Origin of the sequence: Serratia sp. LACPHL-BACT-2024-00286 (assembly GCF_043109535.1) — a bacterium.
In the GTDB taxonomy this organism is placed as follows: domain Bacteria; phylum Pseudomonadota; class Gammaproteobacteria; order Enterobacterales; family Enterobacteriaceae; genus Serratia; species Serratia sarumanii.
On sequence record NZ_JBICNA010000001.1, the window covers coordinates 253,946 to 277,230 of the forward strand.

The 23,285-nt window shown below is 57.6% G+C and carries 18 protein-coding genes; 12 read left to right on the plus strand and 6 right to left on the minus strand.

From position 1 onward, the window contains the following. Nucleotides 1-8 precede the first annotated feature (8 nt). The 5 genes from ACF8MC_RS01280 to fliD form a co-directional block, all read right to left on the minus strand. A complete protein-coding gene (locus ACF8MC_RS01280) occupies nucleotides 9-1,304 on the minus strand; it encodes a hypothetical protein (protein WP_164104839.1) in 1,296 nt (431 codons plus the stop codon). A gap of 706 nt (nucleotides 1,305-2,010) precedes the next feature. After that, the gene (locus tag ACF8MC_RS01285; protein ID WP_164104838.1) at nucleotides 2,011-2,859 is read right to left on the minus strand and encodes a helix-turn-helix transcriptional regulator; all 849 of its coding nucleotides are present in this window, start codon (nucleotides 2,857-2,859) and stop codon (nucleotides 2,011-2,013) included. Nucleotides 2,860-3,167: 308 nt separating this feature from the next. Continuing rightward, nucleotides 3,168-3,536: a flagella biosynthesis regulatory protein FliT gene (gene fliT / locus ACF8MC_RS01290; protein WP_004934765.1), complete on the minus strand. Its 369-nt coding sequence runs from the start codon at nucleotides 3,534-3,536 to the stop codon at nucleotides 3,168-3,170. Then, the gene (gene fliS, locus ACF8MC_RS01295; RefSeq protein ID WP_033634970.1) at nucleotides 3,536-3,946 is read right to left on the minus strand and encodes a flagellar export chaperone FliS; all 411 of its coding nucleotides are present in this window, start codon (nucleotides 3,944-3,946) and stop codon (nucleotides 3,536-3,538) included. The genes fliT and fliS overlap by 1 nt, the downstream gene beginning before the upstream one ends. Before the next feature lie 33 nt (nucleotides 3,947-3,979). Continuing rightward, complete coding sequence (gene fliD, locus ACF8MC_RS01300) at nucleotides 3,980-5,395, minus strand: flagellar filament capping protein FliD (protein ID WP_033634969.1); 1,416 nt, start codon at nucleotides 5,393-5,395, stop codon at nucleotides 3,980-3,982. Between the two features lie 281 nt (nucleotides 5,396-5,676). Between fliD and ACF8MC_RS01305 the strand changes: the two genes are divergently transcribed. From ACF8MC_RS01305 to tcyN, 7 genes are all read left to right on the plus strand, one after another. Next, nucleotides 5,677-6,912, plus strand: a complete 1,236-nt coding sequence (locus ACF8MC_RS01305; RefSeq protein WP_033653649.1) for a flagellin FliC — start codon at nucleotides 5,677-5,679, stop codon at nucleotides 6,910-6,912. 182 nt (nucleotides 6,913-7,094) lie between these two features. After that, nucleotides 7,095-7,817 (plus strand): RNA polymerase sigma factor FliA, encoded by a 723-nt coding sequence (locus ACF8MC_RS01310; protein ID WP_004934752.1) that lies wholly within the window; start codon nucleotides 7,095-7,097, stop codon nucleotides 7,815-7,817. Nucleotides 7,818-7,872: 55 nt separating this feature from the next. After that, nucleotides 7,873-8,382 carry a flagella biosynthesis regulatory protein FliZ gene (fliZ, locus tag ACF8MC_RS01315; RefSeq protein WP_033647756.1) on the plus strand — a complete coding sequence of 170 codons (510 nt, stop codon included), beginning with the start codon at nucleotides 7,873-7,875 and terminating at the stop codon, nucleotides 8,380-8,382. A gap of 123 nt (nucleotides 8,383-8,505) precedes the next feature. Beyond that, nucleotides 8,506-9,498 (plus strand): D-cysteine desulfhydrase, encoded by a 993-nt coding sequence (locus ACF8MC_RS01320; RefSeq protein WP_025303239.1) that lies wholly within the window; start codon nucleotides 8,506-8,508, stop codon nucleotides 9,496-9,498. Between the two features lie 115 nt (nucleotides 9,499-9,613). Beyond that, the gene (gene tcyJ, locus ACF8MC_RS01325; RefSeq protein WP_164104837.1) at nucleotides 9,614-10,414 is read left to right on the plus strand and encodes a cystine ABC transporter substrate-binding protein; all 801 of its coding nucleotides are present in this window, start codon (nucleotides 9,614-9,616) and stop codon (nucleotides 10,412-10,414) included. Further along, a complete protein-coding gene (tcyL, locus tag ACF8MC_RS01330) occupies nucleotides 10,414-11,076 on the plus strand; it encodes a cystine ABC transporter permease (protein ID WP_033634963.1) in 663 nt (220 codons plus the stop codon). Before tcyJ ends, tcyL begins: the two co-directional genes overlap by 1 nt. Before the next feature lie 3 nt (nucleotides 11,077-11,079). After that, a complete protein-coding gene (tcyN, locus tag ACF8MC_RS01335) occupies nucleotides 11,080-11,832 on the plus strand; it encodes an L-cystine ABC transporter ATP-binding protein TcyN (RefSeq protein WP_164104836.1) in 753 nt (250 codons plus the stop codon). Nucleotides 11,833-12,149: 317 nt separating this feature from the next. Here the strand turns inward: tcyN and putA are convergent, their stop codons facing one another. Then, nucleotides 12,150-16,121 (minus strand): trifunctional transcriptional regulator/proline dehydrogenase/L-glutamate gamma-semialdehyde dehydrogenase, encoded by a 3,972-nt coding sequence (gene putA / locus ACF8MC_RS01340; protein ID WP_164104835.1) that lies wholly within the window; start codon nucleotides 16,119-16,121, stop codon nucleotides 12,150-12,152. 571 nt (nucleotides 16,122-16,692) lie between these two features. On the opposite strand from putA, the gene putP reads away from it, so the two are divergent. The 5 genes from putP (at nucleotide 16,693) to phoH (ending at nucleotide 23,235) form a co-directional block, all read left to right on the plus strand. Then, the gene (putP, locus tag ACF8MC_RS01345) at nucleotides 16,693-18,177 is read left to right on the plus strand and encodes a sodium/proline symporter PutP (RefSeq protein WP_033647752.1); all 1,485 of its coding nucleotides are present in this window, start codon (nucleotides 16,693-16,695) and stop codon (nucleotides 18,175-18,177) included. A 237-nt stretch (nucleotides 18,178-18,414) separates the two neighbouring features. Next, the gene (gene efeU / locus ACF8MC_RS01350) at nucleotides 18,415-19,260 is read left to right on the plus strand and encodes an iron uptake transporter permease EfeU (protein ID WP_049194677.1); all 846 of its coding nucleotides are present in this window, start codon (nucleotides 18,415-18,417) and stop codon (nucleotides 19,258-19,260) included. A 20-nt stretch (nucleotides 19,261-19,280) separates the two neighbouring features. After that, nucleotides 19,281-20,417: an iron uptake system protein EfeO gene (gene efeO / locus ACF8MC_RS01355; protein ID WP_033647749.1), complete on the plus strand. Its 1,137-nt coding sequence runs from the start codon at nucleotides 19,281-19,283 to the stop codon at nucleotides 20,415-20,417. A gap of 11 nt (nucleotides 20,418-20,428) precedes the next feature. Further along, nucleotides 20,429-21,727, plus strand: a complete 1,299-nt coding sequence (efeB, locus tag ACF8MC_RS01360) for an iron uptake transporter deferrochelatase/peroxidase subunit (protein ID WP_049234819.1) — start codon at nucleotides 20,429-20,431, stop codon at nucleotides 21,725-21,727. 719 nt (nucleotides 21,728-22,446) lie between these two features. Beyond that, nucleotides 22,447-23,235, plus strand: coding sequence for a phosphate starvation-inducible protein PhoH (phoH, locus tag ACF8MC_RS01365; protein ID WP_015378226.1), 789 nt, complete (start codon nucleotides 22,447-22,449; stop codon nucleotides 23,233-23,235). Nucleotides 23,236-23,285: the final 50 nt, after the last annotated feature.

Genomic DNA, 23,285 nt, shown 5'->3' on the forward strand with positions numbered 1-23,285 from the left:
TGCCGATGTCAGAGCGTGCGCTGTTGCGCTGATCGTGGCAGTGACGGCTGTGTTTTCCCTGTTAACAGGCAACTGAAAATAAGAACCCAAATGAACCCGTAAGAGTAATCAGGGTTGGCGGCGCAGGAGCCCAAAAATGCGGAGAAAAGCATAAATTTAAGCATGGAATTGGCTTCGTTGCCGGCGACGTTATATTGCGAACGAATAAGCTTGGATACGATAAAACCGACTAACAGTATCGTCCCCAATATTCCGAAGTTAGCAAGTAGGGACAGAGGCAGAGAAGATATTCTTGCGCTACCGATACCGACGCCCAAGCCAAAGGTATTATACATAATTTCAAGGGCATTGTAGTTGGAGGCGGAACGCACGAGGTGAGAGATCGTTTGCGCTTTTTTGTCCGCGTAATCGGTTATTTTCTCTAGGAAAAAGATAAATGTGAGCTTTGACGCGATGACCAAAGACAGAGAAAATAGAACTTTCTGTATCAGGCTAAAACGCGGACTGAAAATGAATGTGCCGCACAGCGACGTAAGCAGGGTAAAATAGCCTGATGTAGAGCCGTTTTTAACCAAGAGCAGCATCATCAATAGGGCCACTAACTTCAGTCGCAACCCTTTGGCAACCAAAAGAGGCACGATCGTTGCGCCGATAAAGATACCGGCGAATGACGGTTCACCGAAGGTACCGCTCAGTCTGGATTCAAAAATGGCATTGGCGTTATGCATGCTGTTATACATCAAAATCTGAATCGCATTCGCCAGCGGCCTGGCAAGGAGCCAAATCAGGCAGTAAGCGGAGAAAACCAACGTCGTAAAAATGATGGTTTTCAGAGCGTATTCAGGCGTGATTTCACGCCGCTTGACGTAAATGACATATAGCGTTATCAGGTTCAGCGTGATTAGAATCAGTTGCTTGATGTTGTTATTGCCCCACACAAGCGAGATACCTTTTTTGGCGTAGTTATTTTCAAAGCTATAAGCCGGTGAATAAACTCTTATCCCTTCAAATAGATGGGTAAACGCATAGGTGAAGAACCAAAAAAGAATAATTATCACCAGAGATTGCAGGAATACCCGGTGTTTTAAGTTAAAGACAGGCGTGCTGTTTTTTGAAGTAAAAACAAACCGGGTTATTAAAACTAGCTCGATAAAGTAGAATATGGGTAGGCTATTACTCCCTGTATTGATAATAGCGCTTGATTGAAAGATGGACGCGATAATCAACAGGGCGAAAATGGTTCTGTGGTGTAGGAAAAAAGTGGCGAAAGCAAGAGCTAGCCAAACAAAACTTAATATATTCACATTATATTCCCTAAGTTACTTATCCTATATGGCATCGCCTGGCTTCAGATTAAAGTAGTTATAAAAGCCAGCGCATTTCCGCGCGCTATCATACAATAAGAAAATGGGACGGTCTAGCTGCAAGTGTCGTAGATTCATGGGGTTATAGAATGAGGCTGCAAGTATATTTCATTCTTATAATTAATGAGCTAACTAAGTCGCGCGGATTTTGCGTTTGATATAGTGACGGTTGGCCCTCGGGATTTGCTATAACAGCAGGAAGCAGGCCACCGGTGCAATTAATTTAGCAATAAAATAAGTAAATAAAATTAATCATAAATCACCGAGGAGCAACGACCATTGCAATGCGTAATAAAGCAGCAACAAGAGACAGCAGGCAAGCACCAGCTTTTCACCAGCTTGCTTAAGCTTGGCTTTAACGTTGTTCCTTTGCCGCATTTTTACGTTCTCGCTTTAGACAGTCAGATAGAAAAGCAGTATAGCAAGCAAGTTTTAGGTGTCGGTCAAAATAGGAAAATACTTAATGCTTTGGTGAGGAACTGAGCAGTGGGTTGTGCGGGATAATTAGCCAGCGGCAGGAAGAGAGCAACCAGGAAAAGGCGCCAGCGGTCGCTGGCGGATACGTCAAGATAAGTTGCTCGGTACGCTCACATCCTTGAGATGCCATCGTCTATCTGAGCTAAATTGCAGTGTTTTCCGCCATTGATTAGCTGGAACCGTAATGCTGTTCAAAGGCCGGCTCCATAATCCTTTGGTGACCGCGAATGGCGGTCGGGGCGAAACCGAAGCGTTTGCGAAAACGTTCGGCGAAACGTGATGCGCTTTCATAGCCGACATGTTGCGCGATGGCGGAAATCGGCCAGTCGGTCGACTGCAGCAGGGCCAGTGCGCTACTCATGCGCACGTCGATCATCAGGTTGCGCAACGCGGTATTTTCCATCGACAGTTTGCGGCGCAACATCACTTCGCTCATCGACAGGCTTTCCGCCACTTTCGCCGCCGTCCAAATGCTGTGCGGATCGGTCGCCAGGCAGCGGCGCACGCGCTGCGTCAGGTCTTTGGCTTCGTTGTGGATGAAGCGAATGCCGAATTGGGCCAGCCACAGCAGAATTTCCAGCATCTTGTGCCGCACGATGATGGTGGGAAAGCGCTGCCGGAGCGCCAGCGCCAGGCTGGTGGTCTCGAAACTGTGCTTCAGGGCGCAGGGCAGGCTGCGCAGCGCCAGGACGGCATCAAACGGCATCGGCGCCAGCGCGTCCTCGGCCGGAGGCTGAACGGTGAGCAGCAGTGGGTCGCAGGTCAGCAACTGGCAACTGAAAACGCCTTCTTCGGATGGGCCGTTAATAATATCCACCGTTTGCCCCCCGTCGATTATCAACAGCTCGCCGGCATGAGCCACCACCTCGCGTTGTTGCCAGCGTACGCGCTTATGGCCCTGTTGTATCAGATACAGATGTGGTTGCTCAAAATAGACTGAAGGGAATAATAATTCAGTATGCTGAATGATGTGCGCTGAGGCGCCAATTCCTGGACAGAGATTAATTGTACGTTCCATCGATATTCATTTCGCAGCCATTATCTGAGAATATCTTTACGCTTTGATCCGCGTTGGAGCAACATTTTTCCATGGGCCGTGAAACACAGCGGCGTGTTTTATCTATCAAAAATCAATTTCCTGCTGAACAGAAAACGTCCGTGTCGGGATAATGTTTATCCATTAAAGTGAGAGCCAGGCTCGAAGCGCGCATTTTACCAATTACCCATAAACTGAATAATTCAAATGCCATAGATTAATATCCTAACGTAACCCGAGAGTAATAGCGCATAGTGCTATTTAATCCATTTTCGTCAGTATTGTCGATCTTATCGGACCTGTGGCTCCCCCAGCAACAGCGCACGGTCATGAAACTGGCCGTAGGTATTGTTGACCACGTTCTGGCGCGTGGACTGTTCGATCAGCATTTTCAGCTCATCCATGCGCTGCTGTAACAGACGTTTGAGCTCGGTTTCGTTGTCGAGGATCTGTTGCAGCTTATTGCGCAGCATCTCCTGCAACGCCATGGAAGGGCCGGCTTGCCCGGTAAAGGCGGCGGTTTTTTCCACCGCCGTCACGTAAGCGAATTCGAGCTCGACGAGCTCCTCCCAGCGCCCGGTTTGCGCCAGCGCGATCATCTGGCTGCTCAGGCTGTAAATTTGTTGATAAGCGGCTAACAGCTGCTGTTGACGTTCCATTACACGGCGTCCTGCGAAGGTTGGTAGTTGGGGCCGATCTGGCGCCAGGCATCGGCGATGTTTTCCAGCAGTTTGACCACTTCGGCGATCGCCGCTTCGTCGTTGTTCAGGTTGGCCTGCATCAGGCGCCGCTTCATATAGTCGTACAACGCCGCCAGGTTTTCGGCGATTTCGCCGCCCTGTTGCGGATCCAGGCCGCCTTTCAGGCCGTTGTCGATGATGTTGATGGCTTTGGACAGCGCCATACCTTTGCCGGCGATATCCCCCTGGTTCATCAGGATGCGTGCGCGAAGCAGGGCGCTGAGCGCCCCGTCGAACAACATCACGATTAACTGGTGCGGGCTGGCGCTCATGGCGCCGCTTTCCAGACTGACCTGTGCATAGGCCTGAGTGCCGCTTCTGTTATACATGTTGTTTCTTTTACCTGTTACCTGGTTAAGGGATCACTTTGTCGAGAATTGCTGTTGTAAATAGTTACCCGTGCTGCTCAATTTGGACATCATGGTATCCAACTGAACGAACTGCTGCTTATAGCGGTCGATGGTGTTCTGAATGCTGGCCGTGACCGTGGTGATCTGAATGTTCAGGCGGTCGAGGTTGGTGTTGATGCTCTTGGTCGAGTTCTCGATGATGCCGCCGGATTTGACGTAGTTCTGGATCTCGTTGTGGATTTCGGTGGCCATGCCGGTGTCTTTACCGTTGCCGGCGAAGAAGTTGGCAACCTGATCCGGTTTTTCGTCGATGGCTTTGTTCAGCTTGGTGCTGTCGATTTCCAGCTTACCGGTTTTGACGTTGGTGGTGATGCCGAGGTTGCCCAGGCCTTTCAACTCCGGGTTGTCCTGTGCCGAACTGAGGGCGCTCTTGATCGAAGACTGGATGCCGCGCAGGGTGTTGTCGCCCAGTAGCGCGCCGTTTTTGGCATTCTGCGCTTCACCGCTTTTAACCGGCGTGTATTTGGTCAGCGAATTGAAGGTGTCCAGCAGCGAGTTGTAGTTATCTACCCACTCTTTAATCTTGTCGGCGCTGCCGCTCTTGTCGATGCCGATCACCAGGTTTTGCGGTTCGCCGGGCTTGGTGGTGGTTTTGAGATCGAGCGTTACGCCCTGCAGAGCATCGGCGATCGAGTTGGTGCTGCGCTTGATTTTCGTGCCGTTGACGACGATTTCCGCATCCTGGCCGGGCACGGTTTGCTTCATCGCGGTGCTGCCATCTTTAGGCGGATTTTTAGGATCGTAGTTGAGGATGGCGCCGAGCTTGTCGTCGTTATTGACCTGCACCGAAATGGTGTTTTTTTCGCCTGGCGTGGTGGAGCTTAATGCCAGTTGATAGTCATTGTCGCCGACGCGCATGATGCTGGCGGTGACGCCGGATTTCGATTTATTGATGGCGTCGCGCATCTCGACCAGTGAGGTCTGATCGTCGCCGAGTGGGATCTTGGTCTCTTTCGGCGGATTGCCTGCCGTAATAGAGATGGAACGATCGCTGCTGCCCGGCGTGCCCAGTTTGGCCTGCTGGTCGGCAATCGGCGTCTGAGTGGTCAGCGTTTGCGGCTGCGCGAGCTTCAACACCTCGATCGAGTAGTTGCCCGGCACCGATTTGTCGGTGGTGGTCACGGTAAACTGATCGTGCTTGGTGGCGGTAGTGTTGTTGAAGAACTCTGGCTTGGCCAGGTCTTTGCTCAGATTGTCAAACTTCTCCAGCGAGCTTTTCAGCGTACCGTAAGCGGTCAACTGGGCGTTATAGCTGGTCTGCTGGGTGGTGTACGGCGTCAGACGCTGTTGTTCCGCTTTGGTCAGCTTGTCCAGCAAACCGTTAAGGTCGAGTCCTGAGCCGATGCCTAATGAACTGATCGATGCCATTCGTGCTTCTCCTTGATAATGACTTTATTCGCTTTACGCGTTATCGGCCCAGCGGTGAAAAAGTTTACTGAAAAAAACAAAAAAACGATGGCGCAATAGAAGAGGGAAAAACCGCGTTATTTCTGCCATTGCCGGCGGCGCAAAAAATTTTAAAAAATTGCTAAAGGTTGTTAGGGGAGGGCCGATACCTGAGGGGACGGTGGTTGACGCCGTGGGCAAACAAGCCCGAACCTTTTAACTGTGTTGCGAAGAACGCAACTGACTCGTAAGGAAAGCAAACAATGGCACAAGTAATCAACACTAACAGCCTGTCGCTGATGGCGCAGAACAACCTGAACAAATCTCAGTCTTCTCTGGGCACTGCGATTGAGCGTCTGTCTTCCGGTCTGCGTATCAACAGCGCGAAAGACGATGCTGCGGGTCAGGCTATCTCCAACCGTTTCACTGCAAACATCAAAGGCCTGACTCAGGCTTCTCGCAACGCCAACGACGGTATCTCCCTGGCGCAGACCACTGAAGGCGCACTGAACGAAGTTAACGACAACCTGCAGAACATCCGTCGTCTGACCGTACAGTCTCAGAACGGTTCCAACTCTGCCAGCGACCTGCAGTCCATCCAGGACGAGATCTCTCAGCGTCTGTCTGAAATCAACCGCATCTCCGAGCAGACCGATTTCAACGGCGTGAAAGTGCTGAGCTCTGATCAGAAACTGACCATCCAGGTTGGCGCGAACGATGGCGAAACCATCGATATCGAACTGAAAGACATCAACGCTAAAACGCTGGGTCTGGAAAAGTTCAGCGTGGCTGATGGCATTGATAAATCCAAAGTAGCTGCAACCGCACCTGCTACCGTGAAAACCGGCACCAGCGTGGCTATCAACACCGGCACCGTTAAGGCTGATACTAAAGACATCACCGGCTACGAAAAAGTGGGTGACGATGTATTCGCTATCAACACGGATGGTGACTACTACAAAGCAACTTTCGATAAAGCGACCGGCGATCTGAAATCTGTTGGCACCAAAGAAGCCACTAAACCAACTGGCGGCACTGCGGTAACCAGCATTGAGAAAGAAGTGGCTCCTACTGGCCCTGATGCGGCTAACCTGCGCTCTTACGACAGCGGTAAATCTTACGTGATCCAGGAAGGCACCGGTGCCGATGCCAAATATTTCAAGGCGACCGTAGACGCTTCCGGTAAAGTGACCAAGGGCGCTGAGCAGTCCACCGAGCCAAAAACTGCCGACCCGCTGGCGACCCTGGACAAAGCGCTGTCTCAGGTTGACTCCCTGCGTTCTTCCCTGGGTGCGGTACAGAACCGTTTCGATTCTGTTATCAACAACCTGAACAGCACCGTTAACAACCTGTCCGCTTCTCAGTCCCGTATCCAGGATGCCGACTACGCGACCGAAGTGTCCAACATGAGCCGCGCCAACATCCTGCAACAGGCTGGCACCTCTGTTCTGGCACAGGCTAACCAGTCTACTCAGAACGTTCTGTCCCTGCTGCGTTAATCGTCTCTCCCGATTAACTGTCGCAAAGAAACCCCGCCTCGGCGGGGTTTTTTTATGCTCGCGCACCGCACGGTTATTACATGGCGCAAATAAAGCCCGTTTTGTGCGACTGTTCAGCCGATTGGCATTCTGCCCCCTACGCATAATAGCGCTGACTCTCTTATCCGCAGGTTTAAGACATAGTGAGCGATCTGTATACCGCCGAAGGCGTGATGGACAAAAATTCTCTCTGGCTGCGCTACGTGCCGTTAGTGCGCCACGAGGCGTTGCGCCTGCAGGTCAGGCTGCCCGCCAGCGTGGAGCTTGACGACCTGCTGCAGGCCGGGGGAATCGGGCTACTGAACGCCGTTGAGCGTTATGACGCCCTACAGGGAACCGCCTTTACCACCTATGCGGTGCAACGCATTCGCGGCGCGATGCTCGACGAGCTGCGCAGCCGCGACTGGGTGCCGCGCAGCGTGCGGCGCCATGCGCGCGAGGTCGCGCAGGTGATGCGGCAGCTGGAACAGCGTTACGGCCGCCCGGCGAGCGAGACGGAAGTGGCGCAGACGCTGAATATCTCGCTGGATGAGTACCGTCAAATTCTGTTGGACACCAATAACAGCCAGCTTTTCTCCTACGACGAATGGCGCGAGGAGCATGGCGAGAACGCGGAACCGATGCTGGAAGGGCATGAAGAGGCCAACCCGCTGCATCACCTGTTGGAAGGCAGCCTGCGCCAGCGAGTGATCGACGCCATCGAGGCGTTGCCGGAGCGCGAAAAAATGGTGCTGACGCTGTATTACCAGGAAGAGTTGAATCTCAAGGAGATCGGCGCCGTGCTGGACGTCGGGGAATCCCGCGTCAGCCAACTGCACAGTCAGGCGATCAAGCGCCTGCGCGCGCGGCTGGCGAACGATACCTGACGGCGGCCCGCCGCCCCTCAACTCGATGACTCATGCGACAATCGGACTGCCCCTTATGCCAGGAATACTGTTGAAGAAACGGCCGCTTAGCCGTTACCTGAAAGATTACAAGCACAGCCAGACGCATTGCTCCCAGTGCGGTAAGCTGTTGGACCGCATGGCGCTGGTGTTTCGCGGCAAAATCATCAATAAAGAAGCCATCGCGCGCATGGATCAGCCGATCGACGATGCGGTCTGGCAAAACGTGCAGCATGAGCTGACCGCACTGTGCCGCTTTTGCAGCGAGATTTCCTGCAACAGCCACCCGAGCTATTTCGACATCATGGCGTTCAAGCAATATCTGTTCGAACAGACCGAGATGAGCCACAGCACCATTCGCGAGTACGTGGTGCGGCTGCGCCGGCTGGATGAAATGCTGGTGGCGCGCAATTACCCGGCGGACAAATTCGCCAACTGCGCCAGCCATCAGCGCATCATTGACGATCTGCCTAGCGCGGCGCACAACAACTACCGCATTGCGCTGCGCAAATACGATCAGTATCTCGCCTGGCAGCGCAGCTACTGAGACTTTCCCCGGCCGCTGGCCGGGATCTGCGGCTCCCCCCGTGATAAAGGATGATTATTCAGTTCACATCTGCTAAATCTATCGGTTATCAGATGTCGATATTCGATTCCCTGGGGGGAAGTAGTGAACCTGCAACAACAACTGGCGCAATTTCCGCGTCTGGATCTGGTTGGCACCGCCACACCGCTGGAAAAACTGTCCCGTCTCTCCGATTACCTCGGCCGTGAAATTTACCTCAAACGTGACGATGTCACCCCTATGGCGATGGGCGGCAACAAGCTGAGAAAGCTGGAGTTTTTGGCCGCAGATGCGCTGCGTCAAGGCGCCGATACGCTGGTCACCGCCGGCGCCATTCAATCCAACCACGTGCGCCAGACGGCGGCGGTGGCGGCGAAACTGGGCCTGCACTGCGTCGCGCTGCTGGAAAATCCCATCGATACCCGTGCGGAAAACTACCTGACCAACGGCAACCGCCTGTTGCTCGGCCTGTTCAACGCCGAGGTGGTGATGTGCGAAGCGCTGCACGATCCGCAGCAGCAGTTGGCGGAACTGGCGACGCGCCTCGAGGCACAGGGCTTCCGGCCTTACGTGGTGCCGGTGGGCGGCTCCAATGCCCTGGGCGCGTTGGGATACGTGCAGTGCGCATTGGAAATCGCCGAACAGAGCCAACGCAGCAACGTGGCGTTCAGTTCGGTGGTGGTGGCGTCCGGCAGCGCCGGCACCCATGCCGGGCTGGCGGTGGGGCTGCAACAGCTGCTGCCCGAAACCGAGTTGATCGGCGTGACGGTCTCGCGCACCGTGATCGATCAGCTGCCGAAGGTGGAGCAGATCCAGAAAGCCCTGGCCTGTTCGCTGAATATCGACGAACTGGCGCCGATCGCGCTGTGGGACGATTACTTCGCGCCGCAGTACGGCATGCCGAACGAAGAGGGCATGGCGGCGGTGCAGCTGCTGGCGCAGCAAGAAGGCGTGTTGCTGGATCCGGTATACACCGGCAAAGCGATGGCCGGTTTGATCGACGGCATCGCCCAGCGGCGTTTCCGCGACGAAGGGCCTATCCTGTTCGTTCACACCGGCGGTGCGCCGGCGCTGTTCGCCTACCATCCGCAGGTGTAAATACCGCTTGTTATTCCATTTTGAACTATATTTATAAGGTTATATTCCTTTATGCGGGCGGTCGCACTGTTAAAGTGCTGATATCAAAAAAGATAAATAACACACAGGGGTGTTTATGATGTTTGCGAAAGTTCGTCGTCAATGGCTGTTGGGCGTGGTGGGCGTCGCGTTGGCCGCCGGTTTGGCAACTCAAGCCTACGCCGCCGACAATCTGCTGCAGCAGGTGAAACAGCGCGGCACGCTGATCGTCGGTCTGGAAGGCACCTATCCGCCGTTCAGCTTCCAGGGTGAAGACGGCAAATTGACCGGTTTCGAAGTGGATTTCGCCAACGCGCTGGCGGAACATTTGGGCGTGAAGGCCAAGCTGAACCCGACCAAGTGGGACGGCATGCTGGCTTCGCTGGAATCAAAACGCATCGATGTGGTGATCAACCAGGTGACCATCTCTGATGAGCGCAAGAAGAAATATGATTTCTCCACCCCTTACACCGTTTCCGGTATTCAGGCGCTGGTGAAAAAAGGCAACGAAGGCACCATCACCAAGCAGGAAGACCTGAAGGGCAAGAAGGTCGGCGTTGGCCTGGGCACCAACTATGAGCAATGGCTGCGCGCGAACGTGCAGGGTGTGGACGTGCGTACCTACGACGACGACCCGACCAAGTATCAGGATTTGCGCGTCGGGCGCATCAACGCCATTCTGGTGGATCGCCTGGCGGCGCTGGATCTGGTGAAGAAAACCGGCGATACGCTGGCGGTAGCCGGCCCGGCGTTCTCCCGCCAGGAGTCCGGCGTGGCGCTGCGCAAGAACAACCCGGAGCTGTTGGCCGCGATTGACCAGGCGATCGCCGAGATGCAAAAAGATGGCACGCTGGCGAAGATCTCCGAGAAATGGTTTGGCGCGGACGTAACTAAATAATGCACGAAAGTATTCAACTGGCGCTGGATTCAGCGCCATTTTTATTGAAGGGCGCAATACTGACGCTTCAGCTTAGCCTGGGCGGTATGGCGTTCGGCCTGTTGCTTGGTTTTCTGCTGGCGCTGATGCGCCTTTCGCCGCTTTGGCCGCTGGCGTGGCTGTCGCGCATTTACGTGTCGCTGTTCCGCGGCACGCCGTTGATCGCCCAGCTGTTTATGATCTATTACGGTCTGCCGCAGTTCGGCATCGAGTTCGATCCTTTCCCGGCGGCGCTGATTGGCCTGTCGCTCAATACCGCCGCCTACACCTCGGAAACGCTGCGCGCGGCGATTTCGTCGATCGACAAAGGGCAGTGGGAAGCCGCCGCCAGCATCGGCATGACCCGTTGGCAAACCCTGCGCCGGGTGATCCTGCCGCAGGCGGCGCGCACCGCCTTGCCGCCGCTGGGCAACAGCTTCATCGGCCTGGTGAAAGACACCTCGCTGGCCGCCACCATTCAGGTGCCGGAGCTGTTCCGCCAGGCGCAGCTGATCACCTCGCGCACGCTGGAAGTGTTCACCATGTACCTGGCGGCATCGCTGATTTACTGGGTGATGGCGACCCTGCTTTCCGCACTGCAAAACCGTCTGGAAGCCCACGTTAATCGCCAGGATCAGGAGTAGCGCATGAGTGCCATTGAAGTTAAGCAATTGACCAAGCAGTTCAAGGGTCAGACGGTGCTGCATGGGATCGATCTGGTGGTGGACGCCGGCGAAGTGGTGGCGATCATCGGCCCTAGCGGCTCAGGGAAAACCACCCTGTTGCGCTGCATCAACCTGCTGGAGGAGCCGGATTCCGGCACCATTCGCGTCGGCGACATCCTGATCGACGGCAGCAAGCCGTTGAGCAAACAGAAAAATCAGGTGCGCGCGCTGCGTCAGCAGGTCGGTTTCGTGTTCCAGAGCTTCAACCTGTTCCCGCATCGTTCGGTGCTGGAAAACATCATCGAAGGGCCGGTGGTCGTCAAGGGCGAGGCGAAAGCCAGCGCGGAACAGCGCGCCCGCGCGTTGCTGGCCAAGGTGGGGCTGAGCGGCAAGGAGCAGGCTTATCCGCGGCGGCTGTCCGGCGGCCAACAGCAGCGAGTGGCTATTGCGCGCGCGCTGGCGATGCAGCCGGAGGTGATTTTGTTCGATGAGCCGACGTCGGCGCTCGATCCCGAGCTGGTAGGGGAAGTGCTCAATACCATGCGCTCACTGGCGGAAGAGAAACGCACCATGGTGATCGTTACCCATGAGATGAGTTTCGCCCGCGACGTGGCCGACCGGGTTATCTTTATGGATCACGGCCGCATCGTCGAACAAGGCCCGGCCAAAGCGCTGTTCGCCAACCCGCAGCACCAGCGCACTCAGCAATTCCTCGACAAGTTCCGGAATCAATAAGGCGGCGGGGGAGCTTCCCCCGCCCGCATTTACTCCGCTTTCAACAATTCGTTTCGCGCTGCGGCTGCCGTATCCCGGATGTTGCCGAACCCGAGAGTCAATGCGAATCGTAGCGGTCTGCTGCGGCTTTCAAGCAAACTAATCCGTTCTAAGCTCCCCCTATTGTTATCGCCCATGAGGCGACACATCCTCATGCAAGGATAACAAGACGCTAACGTCTGGCCGGGCTGCGGGCAATAAAAAAACCCTGCACGAGTGCAGGGTTTGCGTAGCGGTGAGCCAATCAGGCGGCAATGTATGGCCGCCTTGACGATGCGTTAACCGATGGTCATCAGGCTGGCGTTACCGCCGGCGGCGGCGGTGTTGACGCTCAGCGAACGTTCGATCAGCAGGCGCTCCAACAGGATGTTGGTTTCACCGTGGGCGAAGCCTTGCACCGAGACGATGGCGCCGCCGCGCTGCGCGATCTGCTCGCACAGGGTGCGCAGCTGGTCGGCATCGCCGTGGTAGATGGCGGCGTCGAACTCGACCTTGTCCTGCTGCCAGTCTTTGCTGAAGGCGATGCGCGCCTGCACATCGTTCGGCAGGCGGCGGAACAGATTGCGCTGCAGTTCCGCTTCCGGCCACAGCGCGCTGCTGCCGACCGCCAGCACGGCGGCCAACTGGATCAGTGCGTCGGCTTCGTTATCCGCCAGGCACAGCACGCGTTCACGCGGCAGCAGGGCATAGGTATTGCGCTCGCCGGTCGGGCCCGGCAGCGGGCGTACGGTGCCGCCCTGGCCCAGTTCCGCATAGCGCTGCGCCAGTGCCGCCAGTTCGCCTTGTTGGCTGGTGACCGCCCATTTCTCCAGCGATTGCAGCGCGCCCAGCAGCTGCGGCCGCGCGGTGGCTTCCATCGGGCGCTCTTCGTCCTGACGGTGCAGCGTACGTTGCAGCGCGTCGTCCGGGCGGTTGGCCAGCAGACGGTACAGGTACAGCGGGCCGCCGGCTTTCGGGCCGGTGCCCGACAGACCTTCGCCGCCGAACGGCTGCACCCCGACCACCGCGCCAACCATGTTACGGTTGACGTACAGGTTGCCGACCTTGGCGCGTTCGGTCACCCGGGCGATGGTTTCATCGATACGGGTGTGAATGCCCAGCGTCAGGCCATAACCGGCGGCGTTGATCTGATCGACCAGCGCGTCCAGATTGTTGCGCTGGAAGCGCACCACGTGCAGCACCGGGCCGAAGATCTCTTTTTGCAGCTCGTCGAAGCTGTCGAGTTCGATCAGCGTCGGCTTGATGAAGGTGCCGCGCGCCCACTCTTTCTCATCCTGCGCGCTGCCTTTGGCGGCCTGGTACACCTTGCGGCCTTTGGCGCGCATCGCCTGGATGTGGCGTTCGATGCCGGTTTTGGCGTCGGCGTCGATCACTGGGCCCACGTCGGTGGACAGGCGCTCCGGGTTGCCCATGCGGCATTCGGCCATCGCGCCGCGCAGCATTTGCAGCGTGTGCTCGGCCACGTCTTCCTGAATGCACAGGATACGCAGCGCGGAGCAACGCTGGCCGGCGCTGTCGAAGGCGGAGGCCACCACGTCGGTCACCACCTGCTCGGTCAGGGCGGAAGAGTCGACGATCATGGCGTTCAGGCCACCGGTTTCGGCGATCAGCGGCGTCGGGCGGCCCTGCGGATCCAGACGACCGGCGATGCTGCGCTGCAGAATACCGGCGACGTCGGTGGAGCCGGTAAACATCACGCCGCGTACGCGGGCGTCGTTGACCAGCGTTGAGCCGACGGTTTCACCCTGGCCCGGCAGCAGCTGCAGCACGCCTTGCGGAATGCCGGCTTCCAGCAGAATACGCACCGCCTGCGCGGCCACCAGCGGCGTTTGCTCGGCCGGTTTGGCCAGCACGCTGTTGCCGGCCGCCAGCGCGGCGGCGATTTGGCCGGTGAAGATCGCCAGCGGGAAGTTCCACGGGCTGATGCAGACCACCGGGCCCAGCGGGCGGTGGCTGTCGTTGGCGAAATCGTCGCGCACCTGGCCGGCGTAGTAGTGCAGGAAGTCGACCGCTTCGCGCACTTCAGCGATGGCGTTGTTGAAGGTTTTACCGGCTTCGCGCACCAGAATGCCCAGCAGGCTTTGCAGCTGGCTTTCCATCAGCTCGGCGGCGCGTTCGAGGATCGCGGCGCGCTCCGTCGGCGGCGTAGCGAACCAGATTGGGCCGGCGGCCGCGGCGGCGTCGAGCGCGCGGCTGACTTCGCTTTCGGTGGCTTCACGCACGTAGCCGACCACATCGCCCGGTTCGGCCGGGTTGATCACCGGCTGTTCCACGCCCTGATCCAATTCGGCGTCGATGATAGGCTCCGCGCGCCACGGATGGCTGGCGCTGGTGAGCAGGGCGCTGGAGAGCGAAGCCAGACGCTGTTCGTTGGACAGATCCAGGCCGCTGGAGTTGGTGCGCTTCTCGCCGTACAGCTCGCGCGGCAGCGGAATGCGCGGGTGCGGCAGGCCAATCTGGCCTTCGCTGGCCGCCAGCGCTTCCACGGCGCTGACCGGATCGGCCACCAGCTCGTCGAGCGGCAGGGTGGCGTCGGCGATGCGGTTGACGAACGAGGTGTTGGCGCCGTTTTCCAACAGGCGGCGCACCAGGTAAGCCAGCAGCGTTTCATGGGTGCCGACCGGCGCATAGATGCGGCAAGGGCGGTTCAGTTTGCCGTCGGCCACTTTACCCACCACCTGTTCGTACAGCGGTTCACCCATGCCGTGCAGGCACTGGAACTCATACTGGCCAGGGTAGTAGTTGTTGCCGGCCAGGTGATAGATGGCGCTCAGGGTATGGGCGTTGTGGGTGGCGAACTGCGGATAGATCAGGTTCGGCACCGACAGCAGCTTGCGGGCGCAGGCCAGGTAGGAAACGTCGGTATAGACCTTGCGGGTGTAGACCGGGTAGCCTTCCAGGCCGTCCATCTGGGCGCGTTTGATTTCGCTGTCCCAGTAGGCGCCCTTCACCAGACGGATCATCAGGCGACGGCGGCTGCGTTGCGCCATGTCGATCACCGCATCGATGGCGAACGGACAGCGTTTTTGGTAGGCCTGAATCACGAAGCCGATGCCGTTCCAGCCGGCCAGCTGCGGTTCGAAGCACAGCTTCTCCAGCAGATCGAGCGAGATCTCCAGGCGGTCGGCCTCTTCGGCGTCGATGTTGATGCCGATATCGTACTGGCGTGCCTGCAGGGCCAGCGACAGCAGGCGCGGGTAGAGTTCTTCCATGACGCGTTCGTACTGCGCGCGGCTGTAGCGCGGGTGCAGGGCGGACAGCTTGATGGAGATGCCGGGGCCTTCATAGATGCCGCGGCCGTTGGAGGCTTTGCCGATGGCGTGGATCGCCTGCTGGTAGGAAACCAGGTAGGCCTGGGCGTCGGCCTCGGTCAGGGCGGCTTCGCCCAGCATGTCGTAGGAGTAGCGGAAGCCTTTATCTTCGAGCTTGCGCGCGTTGGCCAGCGCTTCGGCGATGGTTTCGCCGGTCACGAACTGTTCGCCCATCAGGCGCATCGCCATGTCCACGCCTTTGCGGATCAGCGGTTCGCCGCTCTTGCCGATAATGCGGTTCAGCGAACGGGACAGATTGGCTTCGTTATGCGTGGACACCAGTTTGCCGGTGAACAGCAGGCCCCAGGTAGCGGCGTTGACGAACAGCGACGGGCTGCGCCCGAGGTGCGAGTGCCAGTTGCCGTTGCTGATCTTGTCGCGGATCAGGGCATCGCGGGTCGGTTTGTCCGGAATGCGCAGCAGCGCTTCCGCCAGGCACATCAGCGCCACGCCTTCCTGCGAGGAGAGGGAGAACTCTTGCAGCAGGCCTTGCACCATGCCGGCGCGGCCGTTTGCACTTTTTTGGTTACGCAACTTCTCGGCGATGCCATAGGCCATTTTGTGAGTGGCCTGTGCAAGATCGGCGGGTAATCGCGCCTGTTCGAGCAACATCGGCACCGCTTCGGTCTCCGGGCGACGATAGGCGGCGGTGATGGCGGCGCGGGTGACCGACTGCGGCAGAATTTGTTCGGCGAAATCGAGGAATGGCTGGTGTGACTCTTCCTGCGCTTGCGGCATAATGTCGTCCGCTTCAGGCTGGCCCGCAGCGGCCAGCGCTGGAATTTCAGGAATATCGGTACCGCTCTCGAGACGCTCGAGGTAATTAAAGATGGCCTGCTTGATGAGCCAGTGCGGCGTGCGATCGATGCGCTGCGCGGCGCTCTTGATCCGGTCGCGTGTTGCCTCGTCGAGTTTCACGCCCATTGTGGTAGTGCCCATGCCAATCCAACTCCTGTGTTTAGAACCTATCCCATCAGGCTAGACAAACGGCAGGCCGGAAAGCCTGTTGGGATAGGTTCGTGAGATGTGTGGGGTTAAGAATGCAGACAATATCCTGCATGTTGCAACTTTGTGCAACCTTGTTAAATCAGGCTGATGAGCGAAGTGTGAGTTTCATCGATTTTTTAACATCGGCAGTTGGCATGAATGTTGCGTTATTGAGCGAACGCGGCGGGGTTTATGCGGCCGCAGGCGTTTTACCTTGCGGTATATAAGGGTAATGACCGGGTGCAACTCATTTTGCTTGTCGTGAGTGCAACCTTTGAGCCCGGTAAATGTGACGCAGGGTAAACTTTGTGTAACTTTGTTGTTAAATATCTTGTTGGTTGATGAAAGGCTCATCTAGGATAACCGACGGTCAACAATTACGGGCAGAAACTATTTTACCTGCACTCGCTCGCAGGCTGCGCCACGTTCCGGCGCGGCGGCCAGTGAAATGCATTGCGCGTGGGTTTACCGGCGCCGGCGTGGCCGGAGCGAAACGCGAATAATAATGAAAGTGGAGAATTAAATGACAATGAGCACACCTATGCTGGTGACCTTCCTGGTGTACATTTTCGGGATGGTGCTGATCGGCCTGCTTGCCTACCGGGCAACCAACAACTTTGATGACTATATTCTCGGCGGCCGCAGTTTGGGCAGCGTGGTGACCGCGCTGTCCGCCGGCGCTTCCGACATGAGCGGCTGGCTGCTGATGGGCCTGCCGGGCGCCATCTTCCTCTCCGGCATCTCCGAAAGCTGGATCGCCATCGGCCTGACCATCGGCGCTTACCTGAACTGGAAGCTGGTGGCAGGAAGGCTGCGCGTGCATACCGAAGCCAACAACAACGCCCTGACGCTGCCGGACTATTTCACCAGCCGCTTTGAAGACAACAGCAAGCTGCTGCGGGTGATCTCGGCCATCGTCATCCTGGTGTTCTTCACCATTTACTGCGCCTCCGGCATCGTGGCCGGCGCGCGCCTGTTCGAAAGCACCTTCGGCATGAGCTACGAAACCGCCCTGTGGGCCGGCGCCGCAGCGACCATCCTGTATACCTTTATCGGCGGTTTCCTGGCGGTGAGCTGGACCGACACCGTGCAGGCCAGCCTGATGATTTTCGCGCTGATCCTGACGCCGGTGATCGTGATCTTCGCCGTCGGCGGCATCGATACCTCGATGCTGGTGATCCAGGCGCAGAACCCGGCCAACCTCGACATGCTGAAGGGGCTGAACTTCGTCGCCATCCTGTCGCTGCTGGGTTGGGGCCTGGGCTACTTCGGCCAGCCGCACATCCTGGCGCGTTTCATGGCGGCGGATTCTCACCGCACCATCCGCAGCGCGCGCCGCATCAGCATGACCTGGATGATCCTGTGCCTCGCCGGCACCATCGCCGTCGGTTTCTTCGGCATCGCTTACTTCGCCAATAACCCGGATCAAGCCGGCAACGTGTCGCAGAACGGCGAACGCGTGTTCATCGAGCTGGCGATGCTGCTGTTCAACCCATGGGTGGCGGGCGTGCTGCTGTCGGCGATCCTGGCTGCGGTCATGAGTACGCTGAGCTGCCAGCTGCTGGTGTGCTCCAGCGCGATCACCGAAGACCTGTATAAGGCGTTCCTGCGCAAAGGCGCCAGCCAGCGTGAGCTGGTGTGGGTCGGCCGCGTGATGGTGCTGGTGGTGGCGTTGATCGCCATCGCGCTGGCGGCCAACCCGGAGAACCGCGTGCTGGGCCTGGTGAGCTACGCCTGGGCAGGTTTCGGCGCCGCCTTCGGCCCGGTCGTGCTGATCTCGGTGCTGTGGTCGCGCATGACCCGCAACGGCGCGCTGGCCGGCATGCTGGTCGGCGCGGTGACGGTTATCGTCTGGAAACAGTACGAATGGCTGGGCCTGTATGAAATCATCCCGGGCTTTATTCTGGGCTGCCTCGCTATCGTGGTAGTGAGCCTGATGGGCCGCCGGCCATCCGCCACCATGACCGAGCGTTTCGATCAGGCGGAAGCCGAGTATAAAACGGTGTAACGCCGTTCGATGTCAGTCAGCAAGGGGCGCGTAACGCGCCCTTTTTTTCGCCTGCCGATCGCCGTCATCCAACACCTGGTGACATTTGATTAGAAAAAATCACGCTGGCGCCTCTTGTATTTCTTCTTGGCAGAATGATAATCACTCTCGTTGCATTTTACGTTTCTTTACAGAGTTGCGCAGCGCATGTCGAGCCAGCTTTCTCTGCCGCCGCGGTCTTTTCAGGGGTGATTATTTATGTTCGTTCCCTTTCTTATCATGTTCCGTGAAGGGCTGGAGGCCGCGCTGATCGTCAGCCTGATCGCCAGCTACCTGAAACGCACGCAGCGCAGCCAATGGCTGGGCGCGGTGTGGGTCGGCGTGATTGTCGCCGCGGCGCTGTGTCTGGCGCTCGGCATCTTCATCAATGAAACCACCGGCGAGTTCCCGCAGAAGCAGCAGGAGCTGTTCGAAGGCATCGTCGCGGTGGTGGCGGTACTGATCCTCACCTATATGGTGTTCTGGATGCGCAAAGTGTCCAAGTCGGTCAAGGTGCATCTGGAAGGGGCGATCGATCAGGCGCTCAGCGCCGGCAAAGGGCAGGGTTGGGCGCTGGTGGCGATGGTGTTCTTCGCCGTGGCGCGCGAAGGGCTGGAGTCGGTGTTCTTCCTGCTGGCGGCTTTCCAGCAAGACGTGGGCGCCGCGGCGCCGATCGGCGCGGTGCTCGGCCTGGCGGCCGCCATCGTGCTGGGCATGATGATTTACTGGGGCGGGGTGAAGCTGCACCTGGCCAAATTCTTCAAATGGACCAGCCTGTTCATTCTGTTCGTCGCCGCCGGGCTGGCCGCGGGGGCGATCCGCGCCTTCCACGAAGCCGGCCTGTGGAACCACTTCCAGGACATCGCCTTCGATTTCAGCAGCACCCTGTCGACCCATTCGCTGTTCGGCACCCTGCTGGAAGGCATTCTCGGTTATCAGGAAGCGCCGACGGTCAGCGAAGTGGCGGTCTACTTCCTGTATCTGATCCCGGCGCTGATTTTCTTTTTCCTGCCGCAGCGCGCGGAGCCGGCAGCGGCTCCGGCGCAACGTAAAATCAATCATTAATGTTTAATAGGGAATCTCGTATGTCTACTCCGTTATTTCGCCGCAAGGCGTTGCACGCAGCATTACTGGCTATCCCGGCGTTTGCGCTGAGCATCGATGCGCTGGCGGCGGACGTGCCGCAGGTCAAAGTCACGGTCAACGACAAGCAGTGCGAACCGATGCAGCTGACGGTGCCGGCCGGCAAGACGCAGTTTGTGGTGCATAACACCAGCCAGAAAAACGTCGAATGGGAAATCCTGAAAGGGGTGATGGTGGTGGAAGAGCGCGAGAACATCGCGCCGGGCTTCACCCAGAAAATGACCGCCACGCTGGAAGCGGGCGAATATGATATGACCTGCGGGCTGCTGAGCAATCCAAAAGGCAAACTGACCGTCACTGCGGCGGCCAACGGCGCCACCGACGGCAAGCCGAGCGCGCTGGATCTGGTTGGCCCGATCGCCGAATACAAAGTCTACGTCACCAAAGAAGTCGATGGGCTGGTGAAACAGACCAAGCTGTTCACCGACGCGGTGAAGGCCGGCAACGTGGAGCAAGCGCGCAAGCTGTATGCGCCGACCCGTCAGCACTATGAGCGCATCGAGCCGATCGCCGAGCTGTTCTCCGATCTGGACGGCAGCATCGACGCCCGTGAAGACGACTACGAGAAGAAATCGGCGGACCCTAACTTCACCGGTTTCCACCGTCTGGAGAAGGCGCTGTTTGCCGACAACTCGACCAAAGACATGGATAAATACGCCGATCGGCTGTATCAGGACACCGTTGAGCTGCAAAAACGCGTGGGTGAACTGACCTTCCCGCCGAGCAAGGTGGTGGGCGGCGCAGCCGGGCTGATCGAAGAAGTGGCGGCCAGCAAGATCAGCGGTGAAGAAGACCGCTATAGCCGCACCGACCTGTGGGATTTCCAGGCCAACGTCGACGGCGCGCAGAAGATCGTCAACCTGCTGCGTCCGCTGCTGGTCAAGGCCAACAAGCCGCTGCTGGACAAGATTGACGCCAACTTCAAAACCGTGGACACCATTTTGGCGAAGTACAAAACCAAAGAGGGCTATGAGTCCTACGAGAAGCTGAGCGAAGCCGATCGCAACGCGTTGAAAGGGCCGATCACCACGCTGGCGGAAGACCTTTCTCAACTGCGCGGCGTGTTGGGCCTGGACTGAGGCATAGGATTATGAGCAACAAGGCAGGCCTGAACAACGGGCCGCATCCGCAATCGCAGGGGGCGGCCTCGCCTTCGCGGCGCCGTTTGCTGCAAGGGCTGGGGCTGGGCGCACTGGCGCTGGGCGGCAGCCGCCTGGCGCAGGCGGCGGGCAACGCGGCGGAGCCGTTGGCGACGCCGCAGGATGAGCGTTGGCAGAAACAGCCGTTTTATGGTCGCCATCAGGCCGGGGTGCTGACGCCGCAACAGGCGGCGATGATGCTGGTAGCGTTCGACGTGCTGGCGACCAGCAAAGCGGATCTGGAGCGTCTGTTCCGGCTGCTGACCGATCGCATCGCGTTCCTGACCCACGGCGGCAAGGCGCCGGAAGTGGATGCCAAGCTGCCGCCGCTCGATTCGGGCATCATGGGGCCGGAGATTTACCCGGACAACCTGACCATCACCGTTTCGGTCGGCGCATCGCTGTTCGACGAACGCTTTGGCCTGCAGGCGCAAAAACCGCTGCGGTTGCAGAAGATGACGCGCTTCCCCAACGATGCGCTGGACGCCGCGCTGTGCCACGGCGACCTGCTGCTGCAGATCTGCGCCAACACCAATGAAACCGCTCTCCACGCGCTGCGCGATATCATCAAGCATTCGCCGGATCTGCTCAGCGTGCGCTGGAAGCGGGAAGGGTTCATCTCGGCGCATGCGGCGCGCAGCAAAGGCAAAGAAACGCCGATTAACCTGCTGGGCTTCAAAGACGGCACCGCCAACCCGAAAACCGACGACAAACCGCTGATGGATAAGGTGGTGTGGGTTGGCGACGGCGCCGGCGAGCCGGCGTGGACGGCGGGCGGCAGCTACCAGGCGGCGCGCATTATTCGCTTCCGCGTCGAGTTTTGGGATCGCACGCCGCTGCAGGAGCAGGAAACCATCTTTGGCCGCGAAAAGCACAGCGGCGCGCCGCTCGGCATGAAGCATGAACATGACGAGCCGAACTACGCGAACGATCCCGACGGCAAGGTGATACCGATGGACGCGCACATTCGGTTGGCGAACCCCCGCACGCCGGAAAGCCAAAGCAACCTGATGCTGCGGCGCGGCTACAGCTATTCTCTTGGCGTCTCGAATGCCGGGCAGCTGGAAATGGGGCTGCTGTTCGTCTGCTATCAGGCCGATCTGGAAAAAGGATTCCTGACGGTGCAAAAAAGGCTCAACGGCGAAGCGCTGGAGGAATACATCAAGCCGATCGGCGGCGGGTATTTCTTCGTATTGCCGGGCGTGAAAGAGGGCGGCGACTATCTGGCCAGCGGCTTGCTCAAGGCCTGAGTGCGCAATGACGAGGCGTGATCTTCCGCCTCGTTTTACTTTGTATTGCCTATTGCGCGGGACATTGCGCGACGAAGTTCAATTCGATGCTTTGCCTGCGGATTAAAAAAATCTGCACGGCTCACCGGCTTTGGATTGCGCAAAATTTAATCGAGAAACCAAAGTGTCATTTGTGGTTTTTAATTGCAATTCATTGATATTGTTGATGTAAAAATTTTTCTGGAATGACGTGTAGAGCGTGATATAGTGTTTTAGCGCTGACTGAAAACAAAAGATATTAAATTTTTTTACATTTTAGTAACGCGACGAGATTGAATGTCATTATACTGTAATCATCTGGCGGTAGTTTTCACACGGTGCACAGCTTGAAGCTGTAAATATCACTGCGGGGATCGCTAATGGTAAAGTCCTTGGTTGGGCTGGAAAGAAAAAATAACACATCTCACCTGATTTCTCGTTGTAACGAGGGTTATCTCTCCGACTCTCTTTTACCGGCAACTCCGCACTCTTATCGCTACCGAATCTCATCACTTTTTACTCCACGTTTACAGATGCAGTCCGCGTTGTCCCGTGAAGACACGGCGCTTAAGCGTTGCCGTCAATTCACCTTGTCCCTTGGCTCTTATTGGCTCGGAGGAGGCCAAAACCTAATACGTGTGTGAAACATAATCGCGCGGCCAGGCCGTTGCGGTAGGTGAAACAAACTGTAAGGTGCCACTATGGGTAGACAGAAAGCAGTGATCAAAGCACGTCGTGAAGCGAAACGCGTTATTCGTCGTGACGCTCGTAGTCATCGCCAGCTGGAAGAAGAGTCTGTGACCTCGCTGGTGCAAATGGGGGGAGTCGAGTCTATCGGCATGGCGCGAGACAAGCGCGATAGCTCACCCATCGAGGCTAGAACCGAAGCTCAGGGTCATTACTTATCAGCCATAGAGAATAAGCAGCTGATCTTCGCCACCGGCGAAGCCGGCTGTGGCAAAACATTCATCAGCGCCGCCAAGGCGGCGGAGGCGCTGATTCATAAAGAGGTGGATCGGATTATCGTTACCCGTCCTGTTTTGCAGGCGGATGAAGACCTCGGTTTCTTGCCGGGGGATATCTCCGAGAAGTTCGCGCCTTATTTCCGCCCGGTGTATGACATTCTGGTACGTCGTTTAGGATCTTCCTTTATGCAGTACTGCCTGCGCCCGGAAATCGGCAAGGTAGAGATTGCGCCGTTCGCTTATATGCGCGGGCGCACCTTCGAAAATGCGGTCGTTATCCTGGATGAAGCCCAGAACGTGACCGCCAGCCAAATGAAAATGTTCCTGACCCGCCTGGGAGAAAACGTGACGGTTATCGTTAACGGCGACGTGACCCAGTGCGACTTGCCGCGCGGCGTGAAATCCGGCCTCAGCGATGCCCTGGAGCGCTTCGAAGAGGACGAGATGATCGGCGTTATCCGCTTTGAAAAACAGGACTGCGTGCGTTCCGCTTTGTGCCAGCGCACGCTCAACGCTTACAGTTAACCTATCCGCTAATGGAAAGGCCGCTTCGGCGGCCTTTTTTATCGCCCCTC